This is a genomic window from Xylanibacter ruminicola 23 (genome assembly GCF_000025925.1).
Taxonomy (GTDB): domain Bacteria; phylum Bacteroidota; class Bacteroidia; order Bacteroidales; family Bacteroidaceae; genus Prevotella; species Prevotella ruminicola.
Window position 1 is genome coordinate 2,596,002 of record NC_014033.1, and the last position, 13,208, is coordinate 2,609,209.

Genomic DNA, 13,208 nt, shown 5'->3' on the forward strand with positions numbered 1-13,208 from the left:
TTGTGCAGGTTTGTGTGCAATTTTCGTTAAACAACGTTAACTTTGTGTGCGTAAACATAAGATTTTAAAACATTCACTATACCTTTGCAGCCGATTTTGAAAAAAAGTGTTTAAATTATGAAAAAGATGAATGTCTTGCTGGCCAGCCTGATGCTGACAGCAGCTACAACAACAGCCACAGCTGGTGGCATCTTAACCAACACCAATCAGAGTATCGACTTTTTGCGCAATCCTGCGCGAGATGCAGCCATCGGTCTTGATGGAGTATACAGTAACCCCGCCGGTGTAGCCTTCATGCCCGAAGGTTTCCACCTCGGTTTCAACTGGCAGTATGCCCATCAAACCCGTACCATCGAGAGTACCAGTCCATTCTTTGCATTAGGAAGAAAGAACGGAGGTCAGACCACCAAGACTTTCGAAGGTGTGGCCGACGCCCCCTTCCTGCCCTCAATCCAGGCAGCCTACAACAAGGGCAACTGGAGTGTGCAGTTCAACTTCTCGGTTCCTGGGGGCGGCGGTGCCTGTGAGTTCCAGGACGGTCTGGGTTCGTTCGAGAGCGTAGTTGGTAACATCGCCAGCAGTTTCATGACGCTTGATGGCATGGCCACTCAGCTCAATGGTCTCACCTCACAGCTCACTCCCCTCTATGCCATGATGGGACAGGCAGCCCCCAACGCTATCAATACCTATGGTGTGAATGGCTATGACATGAACGGCTATATGCAGGGACGCCAGTATTACTTCGGTTTCCAGTTGGGTACGGCCTACAAGATTAATAAGAACCTCGCTGTTTACGGAGGTTTGCGCGTGCTCTATGGTACAGCCACTTATAAAGCCAAGATCAGCAACATCATGGTAGGCACACAGGGCGGCTATGTGGATTTTAGCAATTTCCTGCCCAATGTTCCTGCTCAGGCACAACAGAATGCTGCTGTGGCTCAGCAGCACCTGGCACTGCTTAGCAAGGTTGAACAGGCAGGCATGATGACCGATCAGCTCAAGCAGGCACAGGCATCGCTGACAGCTGGTTTGTCACAGCTTCAGCAGAGCTCAGGTCAGTTGGCCACCCTGTCGAAATATGCCGAGGGTGTGAATCTGCTTTGCAACCAGTCGAGTGTAGGCATCGCTCCTATCGTCAGCGTTGACTATAAGTTTGGCAATTTCAACTTTGCTGCCAAATACGAGTTCAAGACACAGATTCGCATGAAAAACGAATCAACGGTGAATGAAGCCAGCGAGATTGCTGCAGTCAACAAGTTCCGCGATGGCGAAGAGGTGAATGAAGATGTTCCTGCTCTGCTGACAGTAGGCGCCATGTGGAGCCCTGTTGAGGATATCCGTATTAACTTAGGCTATCACCATTATTTCGACAAAGACGCTTCATGGTATAACAATGCCCAGAAACTGCTCGACCACGACTCAAACGAGTATCTGGCAGGTGTAGAATGGGATCTGAGCGACAAACTCACCATCTCAGCAGGAGGTCAGGTAACACGCTATGGTCTTACTGATGACTACATGAACGATATGTCGTTTGTAACCAACAGCTACAGCTTCGGACTTGGTTTCAACTACAAGGCCAGCGACAAGATTACCTTGAAAGCTGCCTACTTCCAAACCAACTACGACGATTACAATCGTAACGACTATCCACCACTCTCTGGTATGAGCGACTCGTTCACCCGTACCAACCGCGTACTGGGTATCGGCTGTGAGCTGAATCTCTAAAAAGAACGATTATTGCGGATCTACATCGAAGTAGATCTGGAGCGACGAATAGCGCTTGTCTTGTAGCATCTGCTGCTGGGCAAGCGCTAAATATTTACGCACGTCGGCCATACCGATGCCTGGTTCAAGCTTAAGCACCAACTTACGAATAGAGAGCGACTTAACTTTAGCGATGGCAGGCTTGTCGGGACCTAACACACGAGCCGAGAACCACTGGCGCAATCTACTACCCATCTCAATACCTGCCGACTCAACCACTGCATCCGAACGGTGTTTCAGGTAAACATAGATTAAGCGATAATAAGGCGGATAATGGAAATGCTGGCGCTCGGCTATTAGCGAACGGTACAATCCGGCATAATCGTTCTGCACTACTTGTTGGATAACGGGTAGTGTTGGCGATTTGGTTTGTAGGATTACCAAACCCTGCTTGCCCTTGCGACCGGCACGACCAGCCACCTGAGCCATCATCATATAAGCCTGCTCGTAAGCACGGAAATCGGGATAGTTCAGCATGTTGTCGGCATTCAGAATGCCTACTACCGACACCTTATCAAAATCCAAGCCCTTGGATATCATCTGGGTACCTATCAACAGATTGGTACGACCGGCTGAAAAATCGCTGATGATACGTTCGTAGGCATTACGGGTACGGGTGGTATCAAGGTCCATACGGGCAATACGGGCCTCAGGGAAGATATCACGCAACTGGTCTTCAATCTTCTCGGTGCCATATCCCTTGGTTATCAGATCATGCCCGCCACAGGCTGGGCACTCAGTGGGTACCTGGTAGGTGTAGCCGCAGTAGTGACAGGTAAGCTGATTCATGTTGCGATGCAACGTCAGCGACACATCACAATGCTGACAATGGGGCACCCAGCCGCATTGCTTACACTCTATCATGGGTGCATAGCCTCGACGGTTCTGGAAGTATATCACCTGCTCGCCTCGCTCCAATGCCTCGCGGGTCTTCGCCAACAATAATGGCGAGAACACACCGTTCATCATCTTACGGTGCTGCAAGTCCTTGATATCCACCACCTGGATCTCAGGCAGCTGAATACCTTTATAACGTTGGAAAAGCTCTACCAAACCATACTTACCTGTTTTGGCATTATGGTAGGTCTCGAGCGATGGTGTGGCAGTACCCAATAACGTCTTGGCACCATACATCTGTGCCAGCATGATAGCTGCCGAACGGGCATGATAACGCGGTGCAGGGTCCTGCTGTTTATACGAGGTTACATGCTCCTCATCCACAATAATCAGTCCTAAGTTCTGGAAAGGCAGCAGCACGGCACTGCGCGCACCCAGAATCACATCATAGGGATGCTTCGAAAGCTGTTTCTGCCAGATTTCCACACGCTCGGCATCCGAGTATTTACTGTGATAGATGCCCAGGCGATTGCCAAACACTCGCTGCAGGCGTTGCATCATCTGCACGGTAAGCGCTATTTCGGGCAACAGATAGAGCACCTGCTGATGCTTATCCAATGCCTGCTGTATCAGGTGGATATAAATCTCGGTTTTACCGCTCGAGGTAACACCATGCAGCAGCGTCACGTTTTTCTGCAGAAACGAGAACTGTATCTGGTTAAACGCTTCCTGCTGTACATCGCTCAGCGGTTTGATATGTTCAGGATGCGGATCGCCACCAAAATTCAATCGCCCCACCTCTTTATCATAGGTTTCCAACACACCTCGCTGCACCAAGGCGTTTACCGACTGCAGGGTGTGTCCCTGGTTAATCAGCTCGTCGCGGGTTATCTCGAACTGTTCCTCGGTCTGTCCTAACTGGTCCCAACCCGAGAGTTCCAGATAATCCAGGAAAGCCTTGAGCTGCTTGGGAGCACGCTGCAGCATATCAATAGCCACGTGCAGGGCCTGCTCGCTGCGGAACTTAGGCGACAGCTGGATGTATAGTTCGGTACGTGGACGATAACCATCCTCGGCTTTCAGTCCTGATGGGAGTGCTGCCTTATACACCTCGCCAATAGGCGACATGTAGTAATCGGCAATCCACTGCCACAGCTTCAGCTGGTTATCGGTAATGATAGGTGTGGCATCCATCACCTGGCTGATGGGCTTTACCTGATAGTCCTTAGGTTTCTCATTGTGCAATCGGGCCACAATACCCAAGTAGGTTTTGCTACGCCCGAAAGTTACCAGTACGCGCATACCAATACCTACGCTCATGCCATCCGGCACGGCGTAGGTAAAAAGTCCTGTTAACGGAACAGGTAATATGATATCCGCGTAACTCACCCCTTAGAAGAAGTAAGCAACCGAAAGCTGCCAAGCATTAGCCTTGGTCTTGCCAGTAAGAATGTTACCAGCAGTAGACAGAGTTGAATTGACAACGTTGGTCTCACCAGTAGTTCCAAGAGCAACATTATAGTTGGCCGATACCTGCAGATGGTTCAGCAGCATCAAACCAACACCTAAATTAGCACTCAGGTTTGAGTCCTTCAAGCGCCACTCAAGGGCGTTGTTAAGAAGATTAGTGGTTTTATCTCCAATATTAAAGCCGAACTGAGGACCAGCAAAGATGTAAATGCTTGCAGTATTACCCAAGCCAAAACCATAACGAAGGTTTATGGGAATCTGAATTGACTGCTGCTTCAGCTTATCATCAGAGCCTTCGATCTTAGCCGAACGCTGATCGTACAAGGCCGATGCATCAATGCCAAGACCTACCACTGGGAGCGTAAAATTAATAGTCGGACCGATAAAGAAACCAGTCTGATTCGACTTGTCAACGATCGAATTATCGAACTTCATATTAGTCAGGTTAAGGCCACCCTTAACACCAAACTTCACCTGTGCCTGAGCAGCAACAGTCATTGTTGCCAGCAGCACTACTAAAGTAAAAAATTTCTTCATAACTTATACCAATTATTAATGTTATTGAATCATTCCACGGCGCAAAGTTACGAAAAAAGTTGGAATCGAAAAGGGAATAACCGTTTTTTTTCGATTATTCCCTTGTATTTTGACTAATTAATGGCGCTGTCGACGTACCGACACGCGGGCACCACTGTTGCTACTGCCACTCGATTTCTCGGTCTTGGCACTCTTCTGCTTAGCCACCTTTACGCCCTTGGTTGCGGCGGGTTTGTTCTTGGCAGCCTTCACCTTCTTATCGGCCTTGGTATCCTTCAAAGCAGCTATGCTATCCAGTGAGTCGCGCTTGGCAGGATCGCCGAAAATCGTTTTCTTAAAACCTTCCAGTTCAGCTTCGATACGCTTCTGCTCGGCAGTCATCTTAGCCTCATCGCCACCGCACAACTGCAGCAGTGTTTTACCCTGCGCATTGTTGGTTTTATAGATTTTTCCACGATACATATTGAGCGTAAAGAAGTCGTCCATCGATACGGTGGCAGCATTGTTCATACTGCTGGCCATCACTGTCTGACGGTTCAGGTAGGGTTCCAAGTCACTGTATTTCACCCAGAACAAGGGGTACTGCGTTGCCTCGCCACCAAACTCGTCCATCATAATGGGACACAAGGCCTGCACCTTGATGTGGAACGAAGAGTTGGCCTGATCGTAATAGGCACTCTCCTTCAGATAGTACTTCTTCACCATCGCCGAAGGGATATCGCTGTTATCCACACGTATCTTGCCATCCTTCTCCTCGTAAAAAATATGGTAGTTATCCAGTAGCGCCTTCATATCAGCCTTGGTGGCATCGGAAAACACATCGCTGCCATCGGTAGGATACTCATACACGGGGATATAGCCGTTAAGTGCCAATTTAAAGATATAGGTAAACAAGTTCAACTGTTTGCCCTGAGGCTCCACAGGATAGTAGAGTCCGCCATTGGCATCATCCTCCAACGAAATCTCACGATAGATATCGCGACGCCACACCACCTCTTCGGGCATCTCTACAGCTGTGGGGAATGATATCTGTGCGCGCATCGACATAGCCGAAGATGCTGCATTCTGCTTGGTTTGCTGCTGAGCCTGCTGCTCGGCACGGCGCTGTGGTGGCTGAGCCACTGCTGCACTCACCATCAGCACGAGGGTTGATATGAACAATAATCTCTTCATACTATCTTATACCTTATTTATTTTACAATCACTTCCATGGGGTTAGTCAGGGTGCGGGTTAATCCATCGGGACCGGTTACCGTTACCCTCGAAATATAGAATCGGCGATTACGAGCCAGCTTGCGGAAGGTATCCTTCTGACGAGCCGAAAACTGTGCACCATCCGATGCCATCGGCACGGCGTTACCCATATTGTCGAAGAACACCGTTTCGAAGCTCTGCACACGGAATGCAATATCCAGTATGCCATCGTCGATAGCAGCACCCAGATGTTCTACAGCCACCAGCTGTCCCTTGCTCAAGGCTCCACCCTTGTATCGGGCGGGATTGCCATGCTCATCCTTCATCGATATATAAGGTGTAGGATCGGGCAATTTCCTGACACGGAAGGTGTACTGCCCCATCTGCTGGGCATGACCGGTATTGGTGCTGGTAACGGTAATCACAGCGTTCTGTCCTATCTTTGCTGGACGTGCGATGTACTTGCCAGGCCCCACGCTCTGCAACGTACCATTGGTCATCGAGGCCTGAATCTTATTCAGCGGCACACCTGGCACACTGATGCTGATGGGGTTGGCATAACCTGCATAAAGCATGTTCATCAGGTCGGCCGATACAGTAGCGCTGGGCTCAACTACGGTGTAGTCCTGTGTAAACTCACGGCGTATGCGGTCGCCATTGCCATTCACCATCTCCATATAGCCCTTCAGCGTAAAGTCGCCAGTCTTGCCACACACGGTTTCGTACAGTCCGTTCTGAAGGTTTACCTTCTGTCCGCCGATAAAGATATCGGGTACCTGGGTGGTATCAACAGCAGCCATCACGATACGGGCCGAGAAACGGTCGCCACGAACAATCGTTTTTGAGTTGGGAATCACAAAGGCATCCAACAGGTTTACACGAACATCCTTCACGTCGATGTTCTGTACCAGAGTATGCAGAACCTCGCCCTCGGCATAGCGCACATCACTCTGCAGTTTCGACAGCAGCGTAACGGCAGCCGCAGCGGGCATCGACTCAAACATATATTCGGCCCAGTTCTTACCCATAGCACGCTTGGGCACCTGGGTAGTAAGATTGCTGGCTATAATCTGTCGCTGTTTCTCATCAGTTACCATCGTCAGCATACGCTCACGGAAACTGTTGATAGCCTTGTACAGTTTCTGTCCCTGTCCGTTGGTAGGCGAGAGCATCACGTAGTTAGCAGGCTCCTGATCCTCCTTATTGCGGATATTAGTGACATCGCCATCCTTGCCATCGGCCTCAACCACGATGGCCTGCTTCAGACTGGCAGCAAAGTTATACAGCGAGTCGCTCATCTGGCGCACCTGCTGGGCTTTGCCGTACCACTCGCGGGTTTTCTGCGGGTTAGCCTTCAGCTGCTGCTCAAAGGTTTTGTAGATGGCCAGGTTCTCCTTGGCGGAGTTACCTGTAGTGCGGTTCAGACTTTCCTCCACAATCGAAAAGCCGTTGAGCACCTCGTTCGAAACGTTAAGTGCCAACATCGCCATCAGGACAACGTACATCAGGTTAATCATCCTCTGACGTGGAGAAACGGGTCTTTTCTTGATTGCCATAGTCGTTATGCGTTCATCTTAGCCGTCATTGCCTCAATCATACGGCTATAAATCTTATTCAGTTCTGCTATCTGGGCGGCCATCTTCTTGGTTTGTTCGTTAATATCATCGATCGTACCAATCTGGGCGCTGGCACTCTTCAACTGCATCTCGTAAACCTTGCAGATGCCAGTTAGCGTGCGGTTCAGGTTCTCCATCTCCTCAGAGTCGTGAGCCAGCTTCTCGTTCTGGGCCGATACCTTCGAGAGGGTCTCAGTCAGATGCTTCAGTTCCTCTACGTAGGTAGATGTAGCAGCATCCAGCTCGGGATGAGCCGAAACAGATGTCGGCTGGACTGCAACTGCCGACTGAACAGCAGCAGGCTGGGCGCTGGGTGTCGACGGTGAATTGGTCGATGAGCCAGTATAGGTACCACCGTTGCCATTAATGATGATGGTTCCACCATTGCCACCTACTACAGTTGCGCTGCCGCCTTTACTTGCAACGGGCGCTTCACCATTCACGTTTACGTGGGTATCCAGCACCATACCATCGGTAGTCTTGTCGAACGGACGATCAAAGGCCGAAAGGAAAAAAACCAGCACCTCGGTACCCATACCAAGGAACAAGAAGAAATCGGCGCCCTTCAGGTGGGTAAGCTTAAACAGCGTACCTAAGATAACGATTGCTGCGCCCCACGAGTAGGCGTAGTTCAGGAACGTCTGTCCTGGCACACTGTCCATCCACTTCTGCAAGCGGTAAATTACATTATATTTGCTGTATATCGTCATAACTATTGCGTATTTAGTGTTTACTTTCTCTTACCTTTTGTGCTTTTGGCGCGCTCACTGGTTGAATTGGCCAGACTGCGCACACAGCGGAATCCAATATACGAACGGGGCTGGTTCTGATACTCAGCTGTACGCCAGGCCGAACGGATATACGACTCGGGATCCTTCCACGAACCACCACGCACACTCTTACGCTTCAGGCGATAGGGATCCTCCTGAGCAGCGTTGTACTTCAGTGTGGGGTTGATATCGTTCATTGCCTCAACACCTGCCTCGGTATAGATGGTGCTGGTCCACTCGGCCACATTACCTGCCATATCGTAAAGTCCATTCGAGTTGGCCGAATAGATGCCCACCCTACTGGTAATCAGATTACCATCCTTGGTATAGTTGCCATTATCGGGCTTAAAATTGGCATAGAAACAACCCTTGCCGCTGGCCACATCCTCGTTATCCCATGGGAACTCGTTCTGATCCTTGCCACGGGCGGCATACTCCCACTCTGCCTCGGTTGGCAGGCGGTAACGCTGCACATAACGGGCTGCGGGACCTAAGCCTTTCAGCAGATACTCAGTACGCCAGGCACAGTAAGCATTGGCCTGCTCCCAGGTAACACCTACCACGGGATAATCGTTGTAAGCGGGATTCGAGAAATAGTAACGCAGATACATCTCGTTATCAGCATTGGGGAAATCGTTTACCCAGCACGTGGTGTCGGGGAATACGTTTACGATATAGGTATTCAGGAAATCCCACGGTCCCGAAAGCGGACGATTGATACTCTCGCGAACAATACGCCCCTCGTCATCCACATAGGCAGTATCTTTCGATATCCACACCTGCTCGTCGGGATCAACTGTCAGGTCGGTATTCAGGTTGCGCTCCTGTGGGTTCAGTCGGTTACGACGCAGGGCTGCGGCGGTATAGTCGTACACCTCGTAGCGGTAGTTAAGCTGTCGGAAATCCAGCATTTTATCGCCTGTTACGGGATTGGTTACGTACATGGCATCGATAATCTCCTGCTCATCTTCGCTGGGGCGGCGTGGCAGTGGTTTCTTCCAATTCAGTACGGTCGAAATCTCGTTACCTTCACGGTCGGTCTTTACCGTCTTGTAGGTTTCGTCAATCTCTGAAAGACGCTCGCGCAGGATGGAGTCGCGTACATAATTCACAAACTGGCGATACTTCGAGTTGGTAACCTCGGTCTCGTCCATCCAGAATCCATCTACCGAGATATCGCGTACGGGTGTTTTCTTACCCCACAGCGAATCCTGGTTCTCAATACCCATTTTCACATGGCCACGCTTAACCAGCACCATGCCGTAGGGCGTAGGCTCGGTAAAAGCTCTGCCACTGGTACCTGTCACCTCACCGCCATTGGCTGTCATCAGCTTACCGCCAAAACAGCTAGTAAGCATCAGTGCCGCAACGGTGCATAGTCCTATCAGTTTCTTCATATTTATCTTATTTACTATAGTAATCTTACGCTCTTATGCAGATTTCTGCCCTTTTTATACAGATTCAACTCTGTCTCGTAGCCCACAAACAGTTCATGACTGCCGTTACCCACGTTAATGGCGCTGGTATAGCACTCGTAGCTGTAGCCCAGATGTATGCCGTGCCATCGGCCACCTACCAGCACCGTTACTGAGTTGGTAGGACTATACGAAAGGCCTGCGTACAACATCTTTTTATCGTGTTCGTACCTTACGCGCCCTGTTACATCGGCCCGCCAGGCCACCCCATCGGTGCGTCCTAACACAGAGGTCTGTATTTTAAAAAACGGATGATTTAGCTGAATATTGTATCCTGCGGTAAAATAATATGTTGCATCAATACTCAGTTCGCTGGTTTCGCCCAATGCTACCACCGGGTTGTTCAAGTGCAGAACCGATGCTCCCATGTACCAGTTAAGTGCCTGATAATAGATGCCTGCCGACACATCAAGTCCCGAACCGTTTATCGACGAGCTCGATAGTATGGGGTCACTGCCATCCTCGGGCATTTCAGCCTTGCTGCCATCAAACGTCTCGCCCAGCATACCCAACTGCACACCTACGCTCAACTTGCCTTTCACCACCCGTCGCTGGTAGGCATACTGCACAGCCAGACGTTTGTGCGAGAACAATCCGATATCATCGTTCAGCAGCTGAACACCAACGCCATGATAGGTACCCAAGCCATACAGTTGCATATCGGCCGCCGCATACATGGTTTTAGGGTTGTGCTCAAACCCAGCCAACTGCAGCGCATAGGCTCCAGTCACATTCAGCTTAGCCTCCTTACCCACAGCCGCGGGGTTAAACGACGGCTCCATTGCCCAGTAATGAGCAAAGGAAACATCGTATTGCGCCCGCACCGTTGCAGCCACAATCCACAGCCCTACTATTGCGATAAAGAAACGTTTCACATATTATAAAACGTATTTCCGCGCTGTTTATTGTGTTTGGAGGCGTTTAACATTTTTAAGTGATAAATAACCGATAATTAACCTCGCAATTGGACGAAAAGCAGTATTTTTGCAACCGACTTATTTTATTTAACACAAAAATTAAAAACTTAGTATGCAAAAGAAACTTACTACCTTATTAGGTATGGCATTAGCCGTTACCTGTGCCTTTGCACAAACAGAACTGTTTAAACCCTACAAACAAACAGCGCTCCGACTCCCAGCAGTACCCATTGTGGTTAACGATCCCTATTTTTCAATCTGGTCGCCCTACGACAAGTTAACCGAAGGCAACACACGTCTTTGGACAGGCGACGAGAAACCTTTGGAAGGATTGTTGCGCGTGGATGGCACTACCTACCGCTTTATGGGCGACAAAGAGCACAAGGTGCTGAAAGCCATCGCCCCGATGAGCGACGAGGCAGCTTGGGAGGGTCAGTACACAGAGACTAAACAGACTGATGGTTGGCACAAGCCAGATTTCAAAGCCGATGGCTGGCAGAAAGGTCGCGCTGCGTTTGGTAATGCTGGCGACAACATCCGCACGGGGTGGAGCAAGGAGCACAGCCATATCTACATCCGACGCGAGATTAACCTGACTGCCGACGATTTGAAAGGCGATCTGTACGCTCTCTATTCGCATGATGATGCCTGCGAGCTCTACATCAACGGCACACAGGTGGCAACAGGTCGTATGGATGCCGTATTCAATGAGTCGGTACACCTGAATGCCCAGCAGAAGCAGCTGCTGCACGAGGGACGCAACGTGATGGCTCTGCACGTATACAATAATGCGGGCGGTGCCTATGCCGACTTTGGATTGTATGCCAACATCGGTATCGAGGCAACCTCGGTTAAGACGGCTGTACAGAAGAGCGTCGACGTGATGGCCACTTCAACCTACTACACATTTACCTGCGGTCCGGTAGCATTGGATGTGGTGTTCACATCGCCTATGCTGATTGATGATCTCGACCTGCTCTCTACCCCCGTTTCGTATGTTTCGTATCAGGTAAAGAGCTTAGACCGCAAGAAGCACGACGTGCAGTTTGCATTGTTGGCAAGTCCACAGATTGCAACCAACAAGCCTCATCAGCCCACAGAGTCGACAGTGGTTTCAGTGAATGGTGTGAAGTATCTTAAGACAGGTACTATCGATCAGCCCATCCTGGCCAAGAAAGGCGATGGCATCGGCATAGATTGGGGTTATCTGTATGTAGCCGACTTCAACGGCAAGGTATCACTCGACAGCTACAACAACATTATCAACGGCTTTATGGCCAAGGGCGACCTGAACTGCGGTCAGCAGCTGGTGCGTGCTTACAAGCAAAACGACACCCCAGTACTGGCCTATGTTCATAACTTTGGTAAGGTTGACCAGCAGCCACAGGCATCGTTCTCGCTGATTGGCTACGACGAGGTTGAGGATATCGAGTATATGTACCAACGCTACAAGGCCTACTGGGCACATGGTGGCAAGGTGGATATCTTCGACGCTTTCAATAAGCTGAACCGTAATTACAAGAGCATTATGGAGCGTTGCCGCGCCATGGATAAGCAGATTTACGACGATGCCCTGAAGGTAGGTAATGCGCACTATGCCGAGATTCTCTCTGGCTCTTATCGCCACGTGCTGGCAGCACATAAGCTGTTCGAGGACAACGAGGGACATCTGCTGTACTTCTCGAAGGAGAACAACTCTAACGGTTGCGTAAACACCGTGGATCTTACCTATCCTTCGGCACCACTCTTCCTGGCTTACAACCCTGAGTTGCAGAAAGCCATGATGACCAGTATTTTTGAGTATAGTCGCTCTGGTCGCTGGACCAAGCCCTTTGCTGCTCACGACCTGGGCACCTACCCCATTGCCAACGGACAGGTATATGGTGGCGACATGCCTATCGAAGAGGCAGGTAACATGCTGACTCTGGCTGCACAGCTCTGCATCCAGGATGGTAACATCGATTACGTAAAGCCTTACTGGGACATTCTTACCCAGTGGACCGACTATCTGGTAGAGAACGGACAGGACCCATCGAACCAGTTGTGTACCGACGACTTTGCTGGCCACTGGCCACACAACTGTAACCTTTCGGTTAAAGCTATCATGGGCGTAGCAGGCTATGCGCTGATGGCCCGCATGAAAGGCGATGCCGCTACAGCCGAGCGCTATATGAACCGTGCCCGCCAGATGGCCAAGAAATGGGAGGCCGATGCTCGTGAGGGCGATCACTACAAGTTGGCATTCGACCGCCAGAACACTTGGAGTCAGAAGTACAATATGATCTGGGACAAACTGTGGAACACCAACCTGTTTGGCGATGAGGTGATGCAGCGCGAGGTAAGCTACTACCTGAAGCAGCAGAACACCTACGGTCTGCCACTCGACATCCGTAAGGACTATACTAAGACCGACTGGATTATGTGGAGTGCAGCGATGGCCAACGATAAGGATACCTTCCTGAAGTTTGTGGAACCTATCTACAAATATATAGACGAGACGCAGTCGCGCGTGCCTATCAGCGACTGGCACGAGACAAAGACCGGAATGATGGTTGGGTTCAAAGCTCGCTCGGTTATTGGTGGTTATTGGATGAGATTGTTAGTTAAGTAATATTGTTGTTATGA

General features: G+C 50.1%; 9 protein-coding genes. 2 read left to right on the plus strand and 7 right to left on the minus strand.

The features are described from left to right. The first annotated feature begins 117 nt into the window (after positions 1 to 117). On the plus strand, positions 118 to 1,728 hold the full coding sequence (locus PRU_RS11175; protein WP_013064693.1) for a TonB-dependent receptor: 1,611 nt from the start codon (positions 118 to 120) through the stop codon (positions 1,726 to 1,728). 9 nt (positions 1,729 to 1,737) lie between these two features. On the opposite strand, the gene priA is transcribed toward PRU_RS11175, so the two are convergent. The 7 genes from priA to PRU_RS11210 form a co-directional block, all read right to left on the minus strand. Continuing rightward, the gene (priA, locus tag PRU_RS11180; RefSeq protein ID WP_013064686.1) at positions 1,738 to 3,993 is read right to left on the minus strand and encodes a replication restart helicase PriA; all 2,256 of its coding nucleotides are present in this window, start codon (positions 3,991 to 3,993) and stop codon (positions 1,738 to 1,740) included. A 3-nt stretch (positions 3,994 to 3,996) separates the two neighbouring features. Next, positions 3,997 to 4,611 carry a porin family protein gene (locus tag PRU_RS11185; protein WP_013063730.1) on the minus strand — a complete coding sequence of 205 codons (615 nt, stop codon included), beginning with the start codon at positions 4,609 to 4,611 and terminating at the stop codon, positions 3,997 to 3,999. A 117-nt stretch (positions 4,612 to 4,728) separates the two neighbouring features. After that, positions 4,729 to 5,784 (minus strand): type IX secretion system ring subunit PorN/GldN, encoded by a 1,056-nt coding sequence (porN, locus tag PRU_RS11190; protein WP_013063168.1) that lies wholly within the window; start codon positions 5,782 to 5,784, stop codon positions 4,729 to 4,731. Positions 5,785 to 5,801: 17 nt separating this feature from the next. Continuing rightward, a complete protein-coding gene (gene porM / locus PRU_RS11195; RefSeq protein WP_013063146.1) occupies positions 5,802 to 7,361 on the minus strand; it encodes a type IX secretion system motor protein PorM/GldM in 1,560 nt (519 codons plus the stop codon). A 5-nt stretch (positions 7,362 to 7,366) separates the two neighbouring features. Beyond that, a complete protein-coding gene (gene porL / locus PRU_RS11200) occupies positions 7,367 to 8,131 on the minus strand; it encodes a type IX secretion system motor protein PorL/GldL (RefSeq protein WP_033149474.1) in 765 nt (254 codons plus the stop codon). A gap of 20 nt (positions 8,132 to 8,151) precedes the next feature. Further along, entirely contained in the window at positions 8,152 to 9,588 is a 1,437-nt protein-coding gene (gene porK, locus PRU_RS11205; RefSeq protein WP_013063609.1) for a T9SS ring complex lipoprotein PorK/GldK, read from the minus strand. A 14-nt stretch (positions 9,589 to 9,602) separates the two neighbouring features. Next, positions 9,603 to 10,541: a PorP/SprF family type IX secretion system membrane protein gene (locus tag PRU_RS11210; RefSeq protein ID WP_013064229.1), complete on the minus strand. Its 939-nt coding sequence runs from the start codon at positions 10,539 to 10,541 to the stop codon at positions 9,603 to 9,605. A 154-nt stretch (positions 10,542 to 10,695) separates the two neighbouring features. On the opposite strand from PRU_RS11210, the gene PRU_RS11215 reads away from it, so the two are divergent. Next, the gene (locus tag PRU_RS11215) at positions 10,696 to 13,194 is read left to right on the plus strand and encodes a glutaminase family protein (protein ID WP_013064813.1); all 2,499 of its coding nucleotides are present in this window, start codon (positions 10,696 to 10,698) and stop codon (positions 13,192 to 13,194) included. Positions 13,195 to 13,208 lie beyond the last annotated feature (14 nt).